Raw genomic sequence first — 18,230 nt, forward strand, 5'->3', positions numbered from 1 at the left:
CGGCAGTGGGCCGCGGCTCAGATCGGTTCGGTGACGACCGGCGGGAACTTCTCGCGCTCGGGCAACGAGTCGATGAGATCTTGGATCGCGGTCCGCAGCCGGGCCGTGGTGCCGCTGCTGATCGAGGTCCATTTGGTGCCGTCGTCGGCGACGCTGGCGGTCAACACGATCCGGCCGCCCCTGGTGTCGAACACGGCGACGTGGCTGTCGGCGATCTCGCGGGTGCCGTCGCCGTAGACCACCCCGGAAATCTGGGTGTGCGAACGGATCTCGACCAGCGCGGAGGCCAGGGTCTGCACGTCCCGGGCGGGCTGGCAGACCTTGGCGAGCCGATTCGCGGTGGCCGCGGAGTCCCCGGCGTCGCCGAAAATCGGGGCGAGCAACTCGGTTTGGGCGTTCATGCTCTCCAGTTCGAGCGGCTCGGCCGAACCGAGCGCGGCGACGAGCGGACCCGGCAGGTCCTCGTCCACCTCGTCGACCACGTAGGACTGCGGCCCGCGCAGGGCGACGACGGCCATGTCGTCGCCCTGCGCCAGGCACATCCTGCTGACCTGCCCCTCGACGACCAGGCGCAACGCCAGCACCCAGTGCGGGCGGTAGAGCGTGCGCAACCGGTCCTCGAGTTCCCGGTGCACCACCCCGTCGATCAGGAGATCCCGCTCGACGAGGGAGTTCTCGGCGACCTGCATCGCCGCGTCGTGGTCGGCCTGGTTGTCGTAGCGGCCGACCGCCTGCAGCACGACCGGTAGTTCGTCGAACTCCAGCTTCTCCAGAAGGAACTGCATCTCGTCCAGCGCCAGGGTGACGCCGCCGAGCATCGACGGACCGCGGCCCGCACCGAGGATCGTCACCGAGCCGTCCCGGCGGGATCGGCGCCGATCACCCCGTCCGCGGCGTAGCGGCCGTCGCCGAAGTGATCGCCACGCAGGTAGTCCGCGGCCTTGTGCTCGGTCTCCTCGTCCTCGGCCGACTGGGTGCGGCCGAGCAGCGGGCTGCCCGGTGCGTTGGCGGCGCGCGCGGGCGCGGTCTCCACCCGGGCGACCACCTCGGTGGCCGGCGTCGCCGCCGGTGCGGCGGACTGCAGGCCCGAGCCCCAGCCCTCCGGCAGCTTGAGCGAACCGTTCTGCAGGTTGACCGAACCGCCCAGGCCGACCGTGGCCGACCGGGTGGCCGCCGCACCCGCACCGCCCGCGGCCGGACCCGCCCCCATGACGGCGGCCGGGGCCGCGGCGACCGGGGCCGCCGGTGCGGCGCCGGTGGCGGCGGCGATGGCGCTCGCGCCGAGGTTGCCGACCGTGCTGACGCCGGAGGTCGCGACGGTGCCCGCGACGTTGGCCGCCTGGGTGGCGGCGCTGACCACGGCCGGGTTGTTCACCACGGACGCGGCGGTCGCGAGCGCGGTCTGCACCGGATCGCCCTGGAACGAGGTCTCGGCGGACTGCGCCGGGGACGCGGTGCCCGCGCCGTCGGCGATCGGCGGCGGCGCCTGGAACTCGCCGGGCGTGGTGACGACGGCGGTGGTGGCCGCCTCGTAGGTCTCCATCACCAGGGCCGCGCGCAGGTCCATCGCGTGCTTGGCCAGCTCGGCGGCCTCGAACGCGCCGGACACCGCGCCCGCCGGGTTGGCCGAGGCGACCACGGCGGCGTTGGTGGCGAGGATCTCGGGCAGGCTGGGCATCGCCAGCGACGCCACGGTGTAGGCGGTGGCGTTGGCGGCGGCCTTGGAGCCCATCGCGGCGGCCATGACGCCCTGCTGCTCGGCCCAGCCGGTGAACCCGACCAGCCGCGAAAGCGCCGCGATACCGTTGACACCCTGCATGCCGACGCCGAGCTCGGCCATCACCCGCGTGACGGTGGCGGTCGCGTCCACCCAGGCCGCGGTGAGCGCACCCCAGGCGGTGGCCGCCGCCGAGATCGGGACGGCGTGCGCGCCCGCGTTCAGCGCGATGGAATTGGCTTCGGCCATGCGGGGCAGCCAGAACACCCCGGTGATACCTGCGGTCATGTTTTCTCCCCTGTTCGTCGATCACGCGCGATGGCGCGGATCAGGCCCCGATGGTTCCGGCGACGCTGTTCATGACACCCGCCTTGACGACGTCCTCCGCGACGTGCGTGGCCAGCTGCATGCGCAGGACGTTGGCCGCGTGGTGCAGTTCGAGGATGCCCTGGGCGATCGAATGATCGTGGGTGGCGGCCGCCTTGTTGAAGTGCTGGGCGGCCAGGAGCGAGACCTCTTCCGCACCGGAGGGCAGCACGTGGGTGGCGGGGCCGCTCAGCGTGGCGGCCGCGGCCAGCCGCTCGGCGAGCAGGTCCAGCTCGGCGGCGGCGGCGAGAATGAGCTCGGGCGAGATCGATACGTGGCCAACCATGACTCGACTCCTTCTAGTGGCGGCTATGGGCGGAACCACAAGAATTCCCCCTACGAGTGATAGGACGCGACAGCCACGCGATCGGTTCCATCGAATCCCCTCTAACCCCATCCCAACTGATGCAGCCGCTCTTCGTCAATCCCGAAGTAGTGCGCGATCTCGTGGATCACGGTCACCGCGACCTCCTCGACCACCTCGGCCTCGTCGGCACAGATCTCCAGGATCGCGTCGCGATAGATGGTCACGGTGTCGGGAAGCGCACCGCCGTAATGACTGTCGCGCTCGGTCAGCGCGATGCCGCGGTAGAGCCCGAGCAGGTGCGGGTCGTCGGGGTCGCGTGGCTCGATCAGCACCACGACATTGTCGATGGCGCCGGTCAATTCGGGCGGGATGAGGTCGAGCGCATCGGAGACCAGCTCCTCGAACCGGTCCTCGGACATGGAGACCGCCATGTGCCGATGCGCCTACCGCGGCTGCGGCTGCGGCGGCAGCGGGGCGGCGCCGGGCAGCGGGGTGGGGGTGGACCGGCCCGAATTCGGCGGTGGCACAGGGGCTTGCCCGTTGATCAGGATGTCGCCGCGGGCGGAGCCGATGATGGGGGCGAAGCCCTCCCGGTCGGTGCCCTTGCCGATCATGCAGTCCAGCTTGCGGCTGCCCGCCAGCCAGCTGCGCGCGTCGACGTAGTCGAAGAACAGCGTCAGCGTCTTGTTGCGGATGGCGTCGGGCGAGCCGAGATAGTCGTTGACCGCCGTGGTGCACTGCTCCTCGACGAACTTGTCCTGATCGGCCTTGGCGGGCGGGCCGCCGGTGAAGTGCGTGCCCAGATCGACCGTGGACACGATCTCCACCGCGTGCTCCTGCGCGCAGTCCACCGGATCGGTGGGCAGGTTCTGGTTGATGCCGAGGCAGGTGCCCGCCGCGAAGACCTTGGACTGGTCCTGCGTGGCCGCGCTGCCGGTGGTGGGCAGCGGCGCGCCGGTGCTGGCCGAGAACTGCAGGCCGCAGCGCAGCGTGCGGTCGCCGTTCTTCCAGCCCTCCGGGCTCGGATACATCAGACCGACCACGTAGCGGCCGCGCGGGTCGAACTTGCCGTTCATGTACCGCTGCACCGCGGGCACGCAGTGCTCCTCCTTGAGTTCGGTCAGGCGCAGCGAATCCGGGAAGCGGGAGCCCGGGCCGAACTCCACTCCGGGGTAACGGCTCATGTCGATATCGGCGGCCACCTCGAACAGGTGCCGGTTGTCGCAGGCGACCTTCATCAGGTCGCTGCGGTCGGGCTTGCTCCAGGTCAGGCAGTCGCCGGCGGAGGCGGTGCCGAACTCCTTGTCCAGCACGGTGTGCGCGGGTGCGGCGGGATTGTGGGCCTCCAGCCCCTTCTCGTTCTCGAAGCCCGTCACGAACAGCGTCACCAGCGCGGCGACCACCGCGCCGGCGGCCGCGGCGAGCAGCCCCCAGCGCAGTTTCGGCGCCGACAGGCGCACCTCGCGCACCCGGGCCAGGGCGGAATCGTTCCCCGAGCCTGCGCGGGACCGACGTGCGCGCGCCGGCCTGCCCGCCCCCGGCCGGGGCTGCTGCGGTGTCTGGGACACATCATCCTGGGACACATCATCGGAGGACATCGCGCTCCATCATGGCAGCAGCTCCCATGCGGTGCCACGACCTGGCGGAATATCGGTGTGACTGGCTCACGCGGCGCCGACTAGGCTGACTGCCCATGATCGACCTCCGACTCCTGCGGGAGGACCCCGACGCGGTGCGCGCCTCGCAGCGTGCCCGCGGCGAAGACCCCGCCCTCGTCGACGCACTGCTCGAGGCGGACGCGGCCCGGCGTGCGGCGGTCGCCACCGCCGACAATCTGCGCGCCGAGCAGAAGGCGATGAGCAAACAGATCGGGAAGGCGCCCAAGGAGGAGCGATCCGCGCTGCTGGCGCGCGCGCAGGAGCTGTCGGTCAAGGTCAAGGAGGCCGAAGCCGCCCAGCACGCGGCCGACGCCGATCTCGACGCCGCCCATCGCGCGCTGTCGAACGTGGTGCTGCCCGCCGTTCCGGCCGGCGGTGAGGACGACTACGTCGTGCTCGAGACCGTGGGCACCCCGCCGGAGTTCGACTTCGAGCCCAAGGACCACCTCGAACTCGGCGAGGCGCTCGGCCTGATGGACATGGAGCGCGGCGCCAAGGTCTCCGGCTCGCGCTTCTACTTCCTCACCGGCCACGGCGCGCTGCTGCAACTGGGCCTGCTGCAACTGGCCGCGCAGAAGGCGGTCGCCAACGGCTTCACCATGATGATCCCGCCGGTGCTGGTGCGCCCGGAGGTGATGGCGGGCACCGGCTTCCTCGGCAGGCACGCCGCGGAGGTCTACCACCTCGCCGACGACGACATGTACCTGGTCGGCACCTCGGAGGTGCCGCTGGCCGGCTACCACGCCGACGAGATCCTCGACCTCAGCGCCGGTCCCAAGCGCTACGCGGGCTGGTCGTCGTGCTTCCGTCGCGAGGCGGGCAGCTACGGCAAGGACACCCGCGGCATCATCCGGGTGCATCAGTTCGACAAGGTCGAGATGTTTGTCTACACCACGCCCGACCAGGCCGAGGCCGAGCACGAACGGCTGCTGGCCTGGGAGCGGGAAATGCTGGCCGCGATCGAGGTGCCCTACCGCATCATCGACGTCGCGGCGGGCGATCTGGGCAGCTCGGCGGCGCGCAAGTTCGACTGCGAAGCCTGGGTGCCGAGCCAGCAGACCTACCGGGAACTGACCTCGACCTCCAACTGCACCACCTTCCAGGCCCGCAGGCTGTCGGTGCGCTACCGCGACGAGAACGGGAAACCCCAGATCGCGGCGACCCTGAACGGCACGCTGGCCACCACCCGGTGGATCGTGGCCATCCTGGAGAACCATCAGCGGGCCGACGGGTCGGTGCGGGTGCCCGCCGCGCTGGTGCCGTTCGTCGGCACCGGTGTGCTGCGGCCACCGGCCTGACCGGCGGACACCCGAGCGGCGGACACTCGAGCGGCGGACACTCGAGCGACGGACACTCGAGCGGCGGACAATAGCCGAGCGTTCGCCCTGCCCGAATTGCGGGATGTGGCAACTCCGGTGATGCGCAGTGTCTAGGCTGTTCTCCGTGCGAGGAATCGGGGCGCGCGGCGATACCCGAACCCGGGTGCGGGCGGCATCGGCGCTGGCGACGGCAATGGTCATGGCGAGGACCACCGGGGCGTTCTACGTCATGGGTGGCGTGCTCGGCCTGGTGATCACCGCGGTCGCTCCGGGCGACGAGGGTAATCGGCCGCTGGTCGGTACGGCGGCGGCGATCGCGCTGGCGCTGGGCCTGACGCTGCTCGCCTGGGGTCCGCGGTTGCCGCACGGGATCCATCACGGGTACGTCGCCATCGCGACCGTGTTGATCACCATCGCGGTCTACGCGTTCCCGAACACCGTCGGCGCCATCAGCCTGGCCGCCTTCTACGTCTTCATCGCCTGCGACGCCGCACTGTTCTTCCGCTGGCCGCAAGCCGCCGCGCACATCGCCTTCGCGGTGGTGCTGTGCCTGTGGTCGCTGCCGACCAGGGACCTGCCGTGGTGGTCGGGGATCATCCCGGCGGGCGTGACGTTCGGCGTCGGTGTCGTGGTCGGCATCCTCACGCGCATGGCCTCCGAGGCGGACATCGACGTGCTCACCGGCCTGCTCAACCGCCGCGGCTTCGACCGCGCGCTGAACACCGCCATCGAGCACGCCACCCGCAGCGGGCAGGGCCTGGCGCTGGTGCTGGTCGACCTGGACCGCTTCCAGAAGATCAACGACCATCTCGGCCACCGCGCCGGTGACGCGGTGCTGCAACGGGTCGCCGACACCTGGTCGAAACTGCTCGCCCCGGACCAGCGGCTGGCCCGCTACGGCGGCGACGCCTTCGCGCTGCTGCTGCCCAACACCACCGAACAGGCCGCGATCCTGCTCACCGAGCAGCTGCGCGCGGCGGTCACCACCGGCTGCTCGGCGGGCGTCACCTCGTGGCAGCCGGGCGAGTCCGGATCGCTGCTGGTCAGTCGCGCCGACGTCGGCCTGTACCGGGCCAAGCAGGCGGGCCGGAACCGGACCGTGCTGGAGTCCTCGCGGCAGCTGCCGCTGGCGGTGGAACTGCGTGAGGCCATCGACCGCGGCGCGCTGGACGTGCACTACCAGCCGATCGTCAGCCTCACCGAGGGCGGCGGCAAGGCGGTCGGCGTGGAGGCACTGCTGCGCTGGTCGTCGAGCGCGCAGCCCGACGTCACCACCGAGGGCCTGATCCGGGTGGCCGAGGAGTACGACCTCATCGCCGACCTCGACGAGCTGGTGCTGCGCCGCGCCTGCGCCGACGCGGCCCGGTTGCAGGAGACCTTCGCCCAGCTCGACCTGACGCTCAATGTCAACGTCAGCGGACTGGAACTGGCGGAGGCCGGGTACGCCGACCGGGTCTCGGACATCCTGTCCGCCACCGGCTGGCCCGCCGACCAGCTGGTGCTCGAGGTGACCGAGAGCGAGCTGGCCGCCGAATCCCAGACCGCCATCGCCAACCTGCACACCCTGCGCGAGCGCGGCGTGCGGATCGCCATCGACGACTTCGGCACCGGCTACTCCTCGCTCAGCCGACTGGCCACCCTGCCCAGCGACATCCTCAAGGTGGACCAGTCCTTCGTCGCCGCGATCCGCTCCGACTCGCCCGCTCCGCCGCTGCTCGGCGTCATCGCCGCGCTGAGCAACGCGCTCGATCTCCAGGTGATCGCCGAGGGTGTGGAGACCGAGTACCAGGCCGCGGTGCTCACCGAACTCGGGTTCGCGCTGGCGCAGGGCTATCACTACAGCGATTCGCATCCGGTGTCGGAGTTGATCAACGACCTCAACTACGGCCAGGGCCGGGTCGGTTCCGGCCAGTCCGAGCGCGCGGACACGGTGGCATCCAACGGCTGGGTACCGCTCAGCTGACCACGATCCGGGCGGACCACGGCCCGGCCGGAAATGCTCTTGACGGCGCGGGGCGGCTCGGACCAGTCTGGTCGCATGGCGATACTCTTCAGTGGCTATTGATTCTCGCCCGGCGTCCGCCTACCGCGTGATGTCCGGGGGCTGGCGTGGCGCGCGGTGCTCTTCAAGGGCTCGCGCGAATTCGTTCCGCTCTACGCGCTCTACGCGCTGCTGTTCGCCGACCACGGCCTGACCACCGCGCAGATCTCTTCGCTGTTCGCGCTCTGGTCGATCACGTCGTTCGTGCTGGAGGTGCCCTCCGGCGCCTGGGCGGACACGGTGTCCCGGCGCGGGCTGCTCGTGCTCAGCGGTGCCTTGGTCGCGGCGGCGTTCACGGTCTGGACCGCCGCGCCGTCCTACCTCGGTTTCGCTCTCGGCTTCGTGCTGTGGGGTGTGGCGGGGGCGTTGGAATCGGGCACCTTCGAGGCGCTGATCTACGACGACCTGGCCGCGCGCGAGCGGGCGGGGGAGTACGCGCGGGTGATGGGATACGCCCGCGCCGCCGCGGAAGGCGCGGTGGTGGTGGCGATCCTCGCCGCCGCGCCGCTGTACGCGCTCGGCGGATACGGGCTGGTCGGATGGTTGAGCGTGGCAATCGCGCTGGCCCACACGGCCCTCGCGTGCGGGCTGCCGAGCGTGCCGAAGGCCGGATCGGTAGCCGAGATCGACGCGGCACCCGAGCCGGTGGTGCCCGGTCACCCGCCGGTGCCCGGTGAACCGCGCGCCACCGAGCACAGCGTGGGCGAGCGGCGGGTACGTCCCGTGGCCGACGCGGATTCGGGGCCGCCCGCGCGGGCGGTGGCTGCCGGCGGCGCCGCGACGACGGTAGCGGGCGGTGACGGAGTGGCCGCGCGGTACCTGCGGATGCTGCGGGCGGGGGTGGGCGAGACGGTGCGGACACCCCGGATCCGCCGTGCCGTCCTGTTGGGTTCGATGCTGTTCGGCATCACCGCCTACGACGAGTACTTCGCCCTGCTCGCGCAGTCGGTGGGTGTGCCGACGGCGGTGGTGCCGGTGCTGATCGGGGTGACCGTGGTGGGTTCGATGACCGGCACGCTGCTGGCCGGGCGCACCAGCGGGTGGCCGGGGCCCAGGCTGGCGGTGATGGTGGCCGTGGGCGGCCTGTTGTTCGTCGCCGGCGCCCTCGTCGCTGGGCTGGCCGCCGGCCGCCCGGGCTGGGTGTATCCGCTCACCGCGGCCGGTTTCATCGCCCTCGGCGTCGGCTACGGCGCCGTGCTCAACGCCGAGATCGTCGCCGATGCCCGCCTCCAGGACGCCATCGAAGGCCCGGCCCGTGCCACCGTCACCTCGGTGTCCGGACTGCTCGCCGAAGTCGTCGCCCTCGCGGTCTTCGGGCTCGCCGCACTCGCCGCGACCTGGCTGTCGATGGCGGTGACCCTCGCCGTGCTCGGCGCGCTCATGCTCGGCGTCGCCGCACTGACCCCGTCGTGGTTGCCGCGCCCCGCCGCCGATCCGGCCACCGTCGACGGGCGGTGAGCCAGCGCGCTTCGATCGCCCACCTCGCCGCGGGCGGTACCGTGCGGACGTGACCGCGCGGATGAGGCTGGGGCTGGTGTTCGGGTTCTGCATCGGCGCGGGGGTGGCGGTGCAGGCCAGGATCAACGGCGCGCTGGGGATGCGGTTGCACGACGGAATCGCCGCCGCCACCGTCAGTTTCGGCACCGGGTTGGTGGTGTTGGCGGCGGCGTTCGCGGCGAGCGGGCGGCTGCGGGCCGGCCTGGCGGCGGTGCGGCGGGCGCTGGGCGAAGGGCAGCTGCGTGGCTGGCAGCTGCTCGGCGGGTTGTTCGGCGCGTTCTTCGTCGCGAGCCAGGGGCTGACCGTGGCGGCGATCGGTGTCACGGCCTTCACCGTTGCGGCCGTCGCGGGACAGTTGCTGAGCAGCCTCGCGGTCGACCGCGCCGGGCTCGCCCCGAGCGGGCGGACCCCGGTGACCCCGCGACGCGCCGGTGGCGCGGTGCTCGCGATCGGCGCGGTGGTGCTGGCCACGAGCACCCGGACCGACGCCGGACAGGCCGGGCTCGCGCTGCCGGAATCGGTGCGCGAGGTGCCGCACCCGGTGCTGATCGCCTTGCCCGCCCTGGCGGGTATCGGCTTGGCCTGGCAGCAGGCGGTCAACGGACGGGTCGGGGCGGTCGGCGGGGCCGGCTCGGCGGCGTTGGTGAACTTCGCCGTCGGGTTCGCGGTCCTGCTCGGCGTGGAATCCGTGGTGGTGCTGACGTTGCGCGGGCTCGGGGCGTTCCCCACCGAGCCGTGGCTGTACCTGGGCGGGGTGATCGGGGTGGCGTTCATCGCGCTGGCCGCGCTGACGGTGCGCTGGATCGGCGTGCTGCTGCTCGGACTCACCTCGGTGGCCGGGCAGCTGGTCGCCTCGGTGGCGCTCGACACGCTCGTCCCCGCCGGCCCGGGTCTCTCCCCGTGGTCGCTGCTCGGCTGTCTGCTCACGCTCGTCGCGATCGCCCTGGCCACCGGGCCGAACCGTGCCTGATCAGGTGGTTTGCCGCACCGTAGCCGATGTGCGACCGTGGAGACGAGCCCGGTGCGCGGGCTCCCGGACGAGGGGTGCCGTACCCGGAGTGCGACAAGACGGCCCGAGGAGGGCTGACATGTCGTGGCTGCTGCTGGTCATCTCCGGGGTGCTGGAGGCGGTCTGGGCGACCGCGCTGGGCCGGAGCGAGGGTTTCACCCGGCTCGTCCCGTCGGTGGTGTTCTTCGTCGCGCTGGCCGGGAGCATGGCGGGGCTCGCGTGGGCGATGCGGGATCTACCGGTCGGCACCGCGTACGCGGTCTGGGTGGGCATCGGGGCGGTCGGGACCGTCGCCTACGCCATGGCCACCGGCACCGAGCCGATCGCCTGGACCAAGATCCTGTTCCTGACGATGATCATCGGCGGCGTGGTCGGGTTGAAGATGGTGGGCTGATCAGAAGGTGCGCGCGAGCAGCGATACCCCGATCGCGACCATGGTGACGGCGACCAGGGCGTCCAGCACCCGCCACGCGGCGGGCCGGGCGAGCACCGGGCTCAGCAACCGCGCACCGTAGCCGAGCCCGGTGAACCACACCGTGCTCGCCAGCATCGCGCCGAGGCCGAAGATCCAGCGCAGCGAGCCGCGATCGGCGGCGATCGAGCCGAGCAACAGCACGGTGTCGAGGTAGACGTGCGGGTTGAGCCAGGTCAGCGCCAAACTGGTGACCACGGCGGCCCGCACCGAGCCCGCCGCGGCGCCGGAATCGCCGAGCGCGGCGGCGTCCGGTCGCAGCGCGCGACGCGCGGCCAGCACGCCGTAGCCGAGCAGGAAGACGCCGCCGGCCAGCCCGACCGCGGTGAGCGCGCCGGGCCAGGCCGCCACGACGGCGCCGAGCCCCGCGACGCCCAGGCCGATGAGCACGATGTCGGAGGCCGCGCAGATGCCGACCACCGCGAGCACCGCCTGTCCGCGCACGCCCTGGCGCAGTACGAAGGCGTTCTGCGCGCCGATCGCCACGATCAGCGACAGTCCCGCACCGAATCCCGCCACCGCGGCGGTGAGCATCTGCGTGGTCACGGCTCCCGACGGTAGGCACGGCCGCGTATTCAGTACAGCTAATGTTTCTTACCTACCATTAGCGGTCGTGATGATCGACGTGCCGCTCGACCAGGTGCGCACGCTGCTCGCCGTCGTCGACACCGGCACCTTCGACGCGGCCGCCGCCGCCCTGCACGTGACGCCGTCCGCGGTGAGTCAGCGCATCAAGGCGCTCGAGCAGCGGACCGGGCGGGTGCTGGTGCTGCGCACCAAGCCGGTCCGTCCCACCGAATCCGGGCAGGTGCTCGTGCGATTCGCGCGGCAACTGGCCGCGCTGGAGCGCGACACCCAGCGGGAACTGGGCATCGCCGCTGGCTCGGATGCCACCTACCTGCCCATCGCCGTCAACGCGGACTCGCTGGCCACCTGGTTCCTGCCCGCGCTCACCCGCGTCCCGCAGGATCCACCGATCTGCTTCGACCTGCACCGCGAGGACGAATCACACACCGCCATGCTGCTGCGCGAAGGCCGGGTGATGGCGGCGGTGACCTCCGCGGCCGAGCCGGTGCCCGGCTGTACCGCCCGCCCGCTCGGTGCGGCGCGCTATCTGCCGGTCGCGAGTCCCGCCTTCGCCGAGCGCCACCTGCGCGGGGAGCCGGATCGTCGCCTGCCCGACGCCCCGGTCGTGGTCTTCGACCGCCGCGACGAACTCCAGGACCGCTTCGTGCGCACCCTCACCGCGGGCCGGGCGGCCGCGGGCGCACTGCGCCACCACATTCCCACCTCCGAAGGCTTCTGCGACGCCGTCACCGCGGGCCTCGGCTGGGGGCTGATCCCCGAACCCCAGGCGGCGCCGCTGCTGCGCAGCGGGCAGCTCACCACGGCGGTGCCGGGGCGCTGGGCGGATGTTCCGCTGTACTGGCAACAGTGGAAGCTCGACGTGCCCGCGCTCGCGCTGGTCGCCGAGACGGTCGCCACCGCCGCCGCGGAGTCGCTGCACCCCTGGCGATGACCGGCGGCGCTCCGACGGTGCGCGTCAGAGCTTGCGTGAGCGGAGCTCGTGGCCCTTGGAGGTCTTGCAGCGGCCCGACTCCAGATCCCACTGCCAGCCGTGCAGGTTGCAGGTGAGGGTGGTGCCCTCGACCACGCCGAACTTCGACAGATCGGCCTTGAGATGTGGGCAGCGGCGCTGGATCTCCCAGCCCGCGATCTCGGTGGAGGCCGAATCGTCGTGCGCCTCGGCGAACCAGCCGTCGGCGTAGGCGATGCGTTCGTCGGTCAGGCACTTGAAGAAGGTGTAGAGGAATTCGTTGTAGCCGCCGATGCGCCAGGCCTGGAAACGCGTGGACAGGAAGATGGTGTTCACCCAGTCGGGCTCGTTGTCGCGCAGCACCGTGCGCACCAGCTCGGGCGCGATGCGGAAGCCGTAGCGGTAGCGGCCCTCGCCCTCGATCGGCGCGCGCACCACCCGCTTGGGGAAGTCGAGCACCACCGTCTCCTCGCCGAGTACCAGGCCGACGGGGTAGCCGATGCCGTCGCAGATCAGGTCGCTCTGCGCCATGATCGGCTCGAACAGCTCTTTGAGCGGCTCGAGCAACGAGCCCTCGCCGTGCGCCCAGGTCGCCTTCTCCGCGGCCAGCACCGGCGCCATCCGCTGGGCCATGTCCTCGATGTAGGCGGCCTTGTCGCCGTAGATGCGGTCCGGGTCGAACGGATGGGTGAGGTCGAGTTCCTTGCCGCGCACGTCGGCGACCGAGCCCGGGATCATCAGGATCCCGCCCTCGTTGCCGTGGATGCGCATCTGCTCGAGGAACACCATCTGGTCGGGGAAGATGTTGCCCTCGTCGCCGCGGTCGTCGTTGAGGTAGCGCAGTTCGGGGTCGAGGAACACCGGCGGGCCCGCCGACGGCACCACCCAGGTGGCCCCGACCTGCTCGATGTAGCTGCGCGCCCGGTCCATGCCGCGTTGCCGCTTCTGCTTGCCGAAGTTGGACTTCGTGCGGGCCGGGATGTCGTAGACCATCGGGTACCAGATGGCGCCCGAGTACTGCAGCAGGTGGATGTCGATGTGGCCGAACGCCTCGTGCAGCACGTCCATGTCCACCGGCCGGGCGTCGTTCATGTTGAAGCAGGTGGTCTCACCGTCGGAGACCACCAGGCCCGAGTCGCCGATCGGGCCGTCGGCGGGGGCGCGCAGGGCGATGATCATGATGTCCAGGTCGCCGCCCGGCCCGGTCACCGTGTGCTTGACCGAGTCCTCGGTCTCGAAGAACTTGTGGAAGCCCAGCTTCTCCAGCTCGCGGCGCAGGTCCGGCACCGGGTAGTCCGGCAGCAGCACGGTCGCGTCCTTGTTGACGTGCTCGGCCAGGTTCTTGGCGTCGAAGTGGTCGCGGTGCAGGTGCGAGACGTAGAGGAAGTCGCAGTTGCCCAGCTCGTCCCAGTCCAGGCCGGTGTTGTCGGGGAACGGGAACCACGACCCGAAGTAGGCGGGGTTGACCCAGGGATCGCAAAGGATCGACCCGGCCGCGGTGCGGATGTGGAATCCGGCGTGTCCGACGCTGGTGATCTGCACGAGCTGTTCCTCCTGACCGTTACCAGCCAACCAGGGTAGTGGCTGGCCGGTGAGCGCTGTTCGCTGCCCGGGCGGGCCGCGGGTGGCTAGCGCGTGACATCGCCGAGGCAGTAGCCCTCCTCACCCTCGGCGAGGGTGAAGGTGCGGGTCGTCGTGGTGCCCGCGGCGGTCGTGACCGGAACGTCGACGGTGATGTAGCCGGCCGAGAGCCACTGCGAGGTGAGCTCGTCGCCGTCGAAGGCGGTGACGCCGGTGAGCTTGCCCGGGTTCGCGGCCAGCGGAGCGGGAACCTTGCGGCCGCTGCCGGTCGGGTCCCAGGTCGCGGGGGAGGCCGCGCACAGCAGCGGGTGGGCGTCCTCGGTGTCGGCCGGATCCAACGGCTCGCCGACCAGGCGGGACAGGTAGCGGCGGACGGTGTGCCTGGCGTCGGCGTCGTCGTATCCGATGGTCTCGCCAGGGCCGTACACCCGCGGGCAGGCGTATCCGGTGGCGATGGCCGCGCGCTCGACGGTCACGGTCGCGGCGGCGCTCTTCCAGGTGACGGTGTCGGCGGTGGCGGTGCCGGGGCGGGCCAGCGCGGCCAGGATGGTCTGCGGCTGGGCGTACATGTCTGCGACCGTGCCCGGCGGGAGCGTCCAGCACTTGTCCTGGAGTTCGGCGATCGTGTCGGTCTCCAGGTCGGCGGCCCACCGGCGCACCGCGGTCGCCGCCTCGGGCACGCCGGGCACCGCGCCGACCTCGGGGGCGTCGGCGGGCGGCGGGGGCAGGGTGCTGGTCGGGGGCGGCGCGGGTGCGGTGGTGGCCGAGGACGGCACCGGCTCGGTGACCACCGGCTCGGCGGCGGCCACCGGCTCGTCGCCCGGGATACCCGACACCGAGTCGCAGCCCGCGAGCAGGACCGCGGCCGTCACCGCGACGCCGGCGGCCAGCGCCCGGGCGCCGGGGGCACCCCGCCCGCGGCTCGATGCTCTCCGGTCGCGTGCACTCTCGTGCGGGCGGGCGCGTTCCACTTCGACGATCCTCTTTCCTGGATGGACGGGCGGGGGCCGGTGCGGATCCGGCGTGCGGGCGCGGGGCTGCCGCGCGGCACTGCCGGACGGGCGATGCTGCGACTACGCTAGCGGAATTGTGGAACCCGTCTACCGGACGATCATCGGCTTGGCCCGGACCGTCTTCTTCGTACAAGGCCTGAAGTTCACCGTCACCGGTGCCGAACACATTCCGGCCAGGGGTGGTGCCGTGCTCGCGGTCAACCACACCGGCTACATGGACTTCACCTACGCGGGCCTGCCGGTGCGGCGCGTGAAGCGCTATATCCGCTTCATGGCCAAGAAGGAGGTCTTCGACGACAAGATCTCCGGCCCGATCATGCGCGCCCTCAAACACATTCCGGTGGATCGTGCCGCGGGCGCGGACTCCTACCAGGCCGCGGTGGACTTTCTGCGGCGCGGCGAACTGGTCGGGGTGTATCCCGAGGCGACCATCAGCCGCAGCTTCGAGATCAAGGAGTTCAAGTCCGGCGCCGCGCGCATGGCCATCGAGGCGGACGTGCCGATCATCCCGATCGTGATCTGGGGCGCGCAGCGCGTGTGGACGAAGGGCTACCCGAAGCGGCTGGGCCGCACCAACACTCCGATCTCGATCGCCGTGGGCGAGCCGATCGCGCCGTACGAGCCCGCCGCCGACCTCACCGCGCAGTTGCGGTCGACGATGCAGCGCATGCTCGAGGAGGTGCAGCGCGACTACGAGCACGAGCCCGGCGCCTACTGGGTGCCCGCGCGGCTCGGCGGCAGCGCGCCCACACTGGCGGAGGCCGACGCGATGGACGCCGCGGAGGCCGCCGAGCGGGCCGCCAAACGAGCGGCGACACCGGAGGACTGATCAGGAGGGGGCCGCGGATGGCGCGCGAACCGGTCTACGACCTGCTCACCGGTCTGGTGCGCACACTGTTCTGGGCGCAGGGCCTGCGCATCGATATCGAGGGCCAGGAGCACATCCCCCGCGTCGGCGGGGCGGTGCTGGCCGTCAACCACACCGCGTACCTGGACTTCATGGAGGTCGGGCTGGTGGGCAGGCGCAGCGGCCGCAATGTGCGGTACATGATGAAGGCCGAGCTCGAACGCGGCATCGTCGGTTTCCTGATGAAGCAGTGCAAGGCCATCGGCGTGGATCGCTCCGCGGGCGCGGAGTCCTACGCCAAGGCCGTGGCGGCGCTGCGCGCGGGCGAGCTGGTCGTGGTCTACCCGGAGGCGACCATCAGCCGCAGCTTCGAGCTGAAGGAGTTCAAGTCCGGCGCGGCGCGGATGGCGCTGGAGGCGGACGTGCCGATCATCCCGGTCGCCATCTGGGGCGCCCAGCGGATCTGGACCAAGGACATCCCCAAACAGCTGGGCAGGCACCGTTTTCCGATCCACATCCGGGTCGGCGCGCCCATCCTCCCGGCGGGCAGCCCCGCCGAGCTCACCGCCCGCCTGCGCGCCGAGCTCGGCGCGCGTCTGGCCGCCGCGCAGCAGAACTACCCGGCCCCGCCCGGCGCCCGCTGGCTGCCCGCCCGCCTCGGCGGCACCGCGCCCACCCTGGAACAGGCCGCCGACCTCGAGCGCGCCGAACTCGAAGCCCGCCGGGCCAAGGCCCGCTGACCAGCAATTTTGGTCCGGGCCGCCCGGCCAGCTAGAGTTTCCGTTCGCACGGCCAGGCGCCGGGCACGCGGATGTAGCGCAGCTGGTAGCGCATCACCTTGCCAAGGTGAGGGTCGCGGGTTCGAATCCCGTCATCCGCTCCACGAGTCCCCTCAGCGGCGGAATTCCTTGGCTTTGCTCTTGACGCCTTGGACCAGGAGGTGCCACGCGTTCGGGTCACCCTGGAGGATCGATTTACCCAGGTCTTTGACCATGTCGTATTCCGCGTGGGGTGGGATCGGCGGTACCTCCGGGTCGCAGTGCACGTCGAGGAGGACGGGGCCGTCGGCGGTCAGGGCGCGTTCCCAGGCGGGAGCCAGCTCGGCGGGATCACGGATCTCGACGGCCTGTAGGCCCATCACGCGGGCCAGCTCGGCGTAGGAGACGTCCGGAAGCGCTTGCGACTCCTCGAATTTCGGCGAGCCGCCCATCGCCCGCAGCTCCCAGGTGACCTGGTTGAGGTCGTTGTTGTGGAACACGCACACCACCAGTCGCGGATCGGACCACAGCTCCCGGTAGCGGGCGATGGTCAGCAGCTCGGCCTGGCCGTTCATCTGCATGGCGCCGTCACCGACCAGGGCGACGACGGGCCGGTCGGGGTGGGCGAACTTCGCGCCGAGTGCGTAGGGGACGCCGCAGCCCATGGTCGCGAGCGTGCCCGACAGCGAACCACGCATCTGCCCGCGCATCCGCAGGCAGCGCGCGTACCAGTTGGTCGACGAGCCGGAATCGGCGGTGACGACGGCGTTCTCGGGCAGAACCCGGGAGAGTTCCCACACCACCCGCATCGGATTCACCGGCTCGGCGTCCACCATCGCCTGTGCCTCGGTGATCTCCCACGAGCGCCGCACCTGTTCGGTGATCGATTCCCGCCACGCCCGGTCGGTCTTGCGTTCCACCAGCGGAAGCAGCTCGCGCAGCGTGGCTTTCGCATCGCCGACGAGGTCCACCTCGGTGGGGTACCGCATGCCGATCAGGGTGGCGTCGCGGTCGATCTGGACCGCTCGCGCCTGGTCGAACTCGGGCAGGAACTGCGAATACGGGAAGTTGGAGCCGACGATCACCAGGGTGTCGCAGTCCTGCATCAACTCCCAGCTGGCCTTGGTGCCCAGCAGGCCGATCGATCCGGTGACATAAGGCAATTCGTCGGAGAGCACGTCCTTTCCCAGCAGGGCCTTCGCCACGCCCGCGCCGGTGAGTTCGGCCAGTTGCTCGACCTCGGCCGCGGCCCCGCGGGCGCCCTGGCCGATCAGGATCGCCACTTTGTCGCCGGCGTTCACCACCTCGGCGGCTCGGCGCAGGTGCTCGGCGGGGGGTACCGCGGTGCTGGTCAGGTCGTGCGGCGGGCTGGAGGGCACCTGCTTGAACGCGTGCGCGGGCGGCTCGTAGTCCTCCTCCTGGAGGTCGGCCGGGATGATCAGCGCCGTGGGCGCGCGCCGGGTGAGCGCGGTGCGCATCGCCCGGTCCAGTGCGTTGGGCAGTTGACTGGCCACGTTCACCTCGACCAGATAGTCCGAGGCGACGTCCTTGAACAATGCCTGCAGGTCGACCTCCTGCTGGTAGCTGCCGCCCATCGCGCTGCGGGCGGTCTGGCCGACGATCGCGACCACCGGCACATGGTCGAGCTTGGCGTCGTAGAGCCCGTTGAGCAGATGGATCGCGCCGGGCCCGGACGTGGCGGTGCACACACCGACCCGGTCCCCGAACTTGGCGTAGGCGACCGCGGCGAAGGCGGCCATCTCCTCGTGCCTGGTCTGTACGAACCGGGGCGTGTTGCCGGCCCGCCCGAAGGCCGCGACCAGCCCGTTGATGCCGTCGCCGGGATAGCCGAAGACCTGGTCGACACCCCATTCCCGCAGTCGGGCCAGCACCTGGTCGGCCACCTGGGTCGCCATCGTCGCTCCTTCCGTCGAACCGTCTCCCCGGCCGTGCTACCCGGTCCGCGCCCACCCAATCGCGGGCGTGCCGCCCGCTCCGGGCGTGGTGCGCGGCGTTGTCCGAATCCGCTAACATCACTGCTGCCTCTCGGTCCAGCAACCGGCCGCTGAGTCAGTTGGCGTGCGCCACGGGCGCCGCCGCTTCCTTGT

At 71.4% G+C, this 18,230-nt stretch carries 17 protein-coding genes, 1 tRNA gene and 1 riboswitch; of the genes, 9 read left to right on the forward strand and 9 right to left on the reverse strand.

Annotated features, from left to right (window positions below; all coding sequences use genetic code 11):
- Positions 1-17 precede the first annotated feature (17 nt).
- From CRM89_RS22630 to CRM89_RS22650, 5 genes are all read right to left on the reverse strand, one after another.
- Positions 18-851 (reverse strand): ESX secretion-associated protein EspG, encoded by an 834-nt coding sequence (locus tag CRM89_RS22630; protein ID WP_060593872.1) that lies wholly within the window; start codon positions 849-851, stop codon positions 18-20.
- Positions 848-2,005 carry a PPE domain-containing protein gene (locus tag CRM89_RS22635; RefSeq protein WP_060593871.1) on the reverse strand — a complete coding sequence of 386 codons (1,158 nt, stop codon included), beginning with the start codon at positions 2,003-2,005 and terminating at the stop codon, positions 848-850. Before CRM89_RS22635 ends, CRM89_RS22630 begins: the two co-directional genes overlap by 4 nt.
- A 40-nt stretch (positions 2,006-2,045) precedes the next feature.
- Complete coding sequence (locus CRM89_RS22640) at positions 2,046-2,369, reverse strand: PE domain-containing protein (protein ID WP_011206666.1); 324 nt, start codon at positions 2,367-2,369, stop codon at positions 2,046-2,048.
- 101 nt (positions 2,370-2,470) lie between these two features.
- Positions 2,471-2,821 (reverse strand): metallopeptidase family protein, encoded by a 351-nt coding sequence (locus CRM89_RS22645; protein WP_011206667.1) that lies wholly within the window; start codon positions 2,819-2,821, stop codon positions 2,471-2,473.
- A gap of 12 nt (positions 2,822-2,833) precedes the next feature.
- On the reverse strand, positions 2,834-3,973 hold the full coding sequence (locus CRM89_RS22650; protein WP_371392070.1) for a septum formation family protein: 1,140 nt from the start codon (positions 3,971-3,973) through the stop codon (positions 2,834-2,836).
- Between the two features lie 110 nt (positions 3,974-4,083).
- On the opposite strand from CRM89_RS22650, the gene serS reads away from it, so the two are divergent.
- The 5 genes from serS (at position 4,084) to CRM89_RS22675 (ending at position 10,308) form a co-directional block, all read left to right on the forward strand.
- Entirely contained in the window at positions 4,084-5,346 is a 1,263-nt protein-coding gene (gene serS / locus CRM89_RS22655; RefSeq protein ID WP_098086121.1) for a serine--tRNA ligase, read from the forward strand.
- A gap of 220 nt (positions 5,347-5,566) precedes the next feature.
- Positions 5,567-7,330, forward strand: a complete 1,764-nt coding sequence (locus tag CRM89_RS22660; RefSeq protein WP_228786790.1) for a bifunctional diguanylate cyclase/phosphodiesterase — start codon at positions 5,567-5,569, stop codon at positions 7,328-7,330.
- A gap of 156 nt (positions 7,331-7,486) precedes the next feature.
- Entirely contained in the window at positions 7,487-8,866 is a 1,380-nt protein-coding gene (locus CRM89_RS22665) for an MFS transporter (RefSeq protein ID WP_098086123.1), read from the forward strand.
- A gap of 49 nt (positions 8,867-8,915) precedes the next feature.
- Positions 8,916-9,875, forward strand: a complete 960-nt coding sequence (locus tag CRM89_RS22670; RefSeq protein ID WP_229434810.1) for a DMT family transporter — start codon at positions 8,916-8,918, stop codon at positions 9,873-9,875.
- A gap of 41 nt (positions 9,876-9,916) precedes the next feature.
- A riboswitch (guanidine-III (ykkC-III) riboswitch) is annotated at positions 9,917-9,983 on the forward strand.
- Between the two features lie 10 nt (positions 9,984-9,993).
- Positions 9,994-10,308: a multidrug efflux SMR transporter gene (locus CRM89_RS22675; protein WP_011206673.1), complete on the forward strand. Its 315-nt coding sequence runs from the start codon at positions 9,994-9,996 to the stop codon at positions 10,306-10,308.
- Here CRM89_RS22675 and CRM89_RS22680 read toward each other — a convergent pair whose 3' ends face one another.
- A complete protein-coding gene (locus CRM89_RS22680; protein ID WP_011206674.1) occupies positions 10,309-10,920 on the reverse strand; it encodes a LysE/ArgO family amino acid transporter in 612 nt (203 codons plus the stop codon). It lies immediately after the preceding gene.
- A gap of 82 nt (positions 10,921-11,002) precedes the next feature.
- Here CRM89_RS22680 and CRM89_RS22685 point away from each other — a divergent pair, with 82 nt between their 5' ends.
- Positions 11,003-11,905, forward strand: coding sequence for a LysR family transcriptional regulator ArgP (locus CRM89_RS22685; RefSeq protein ID WP_098086126.1), 903 nt, complete (start codon positions 11,003-11,005; stop codon positions 11,903-11,905).
- 24 nt (positions 11,906-11,929) lie between these two features.
- On the opposite strand, the gene CRM89_RS22690 is transcribed toward CRM89_RS22685, so the two are convergent.
- On the reverse strand, positions 11,930-13,465 hold the full coding sequence (locus CRM89_RS22690) for an MBL fold metallo-hydrolase (RefSeq protein WP_011206676.1): 1,536 nt from the start codon (positions 13,463-13,465) through the stop codon (positions 11,930-11,932).
- Positions 13,466-13,551: 86 nt separating this feature from the next.
- Positions 13,552-14,376: a hypothetical protein gene (locus CRM89_RS22695; protein ID WP_229434812.1), complete on the reverse strand. Its 825-nt coding sequence runs from the start codon at positions 14,374-14,376 to the stop codon at positions 13,552-13,554.
- Positions 14,377-14,593: 217 nt separating this feature from the next.
- Here CRM89_RS22695 and CRM89_RS22700 point away from each other — a divergent pair, with 217 nt between their 5' ends.
- The 3 genes from CRM89_RS22700 (at position 14,594) to CRM89_RS22710 (ending at position 16,247) form a co-directional block, all read left to right on the forward strand.
- Positions 14,594-15,346, forward strand: coding sequence for a 1-acyl-sn-glycerol-3-phosphate acyltransferase (locus tag CRM89_RS22700; protein WP_098086131.1), 753 nt, complete (start codon positions 14,594-14,596; stop codon positions 15,344-15,346).
- 17 nt (positions 15,347-15,363) lie between these two features.
- On the forward strand, positions 15,364-16,104 hold the full coding sequence (locus CRM89_RS22705; protein ID WP_098086133.1) for a 1-acyl-sn-glycerol-3-phosphate acyltransferase: 741 nt from the start codon (positions 15,364-15,366) through the stop codon (positions 16,102-16,104).
- A gap of 67 nt (positions 16,105-16,171) precedes the next feature.
- Positions 16,172-16,247 (forward strand) — tRNA-Gly (locus CRM89_RS22710).
- Between the two features lie 9 nt (positions 16,248-16,256).
- Here CRM89_RS22710 and CRM89_RS22715 read toward each other — a convergent pair.
- On the reverse strand, positions 16,257-18,038 hold the full coding sequence (locus CRM89_RS22715) for a thiamine pyrophosphate-requiring protein (protein WP_060593864.1): 1,782 nt from the start codon (positions 18,036-18,038) through the stop codon (positions 16,257-16,259).
- Positions 18,039-18,230 lie beyond the last annotated feature (192 nt).

It is taken from the genome of Nocardia sp. FDAARGOS_372, assembly GCF_002554515.1.
In the GTDB taxonomy this organism is placed as follows: Bacteria; Actinomycetota; Actinomycetes; order Mycobacteriales; family Mycobacteriaceae; genus Nocardia; species Nocardia farcinica.

Coding starts and splice junctions, on each gene's coding strand:
- CRM89_RS22635 (WP_060593871.1), bottom strand. CDS start 2,005: ATGACCGCAGGTATCACCGGGGTGTTCTGGCTGCCCCGCATGGCCGAA.
- CRM89_RS22640 (WP_011206666.1), bottom strand. CDS start 2,369: ATGGTTGGCCACGTATCGATCTCGCCCGAGCTCATTCTCGCCGCCGCC.
- CRM89_RS22645 (WP_011206667.1), bottom strand. CDS start 2,821: ATGGCGGTCTCCATGTCCGAGGACCGGTTCGAGGAGCTGGTCTCCGAT.
- serS (WP_098086121.1), top strand. CDS start 4,084: ATGATCGACCTCCGACTCCTGCGGGAGGACCCCGACGCGGTGCGCGCC.
- CRM89_RS22660 (WP_228786790.1), top strand. CDS start 5,567: ATGGCGAGGACCACCGGGGCGTTCTACGTCATGGGTGGCGTGCTCGGC.
- CRM89_RS22675 (WP_011206673.1), top strand. CDS start 9,994: ATGTCGTGGCTGCTGCTGGTCATCTCCGGGGTGCTGGAGGCGGTCTGG.
- CRM89_RS22680 (WP_011206674.1), bottom strand. CDS start 10,920: ATGCTCACCGCCGCGGTGGCGGGATTCGGTGCGGGACTGTCGCTGATC.
- CRM89_RS22685 (WP_098086126.1), top strand. CDS start 11,003: ATGATCGACGTGCCGCTCGACCAGGTGCGCACGCTGCTCGCCGTCGTC.
- CRM89_RS22705 (WP_098086133.1), top strand. CDS start 15,364: ATGGCGCGCGAACCGGTCTACGACCTGCTCACCGGTCTGGTGCGCACA.
- CRM89_RS22715 (WP_060593864.1), bottom strand. CDS start 18,038: ATGGCGACCCAGGTGGCCGACCAGGTGCTGGCCCGACTGCGGGAATGG.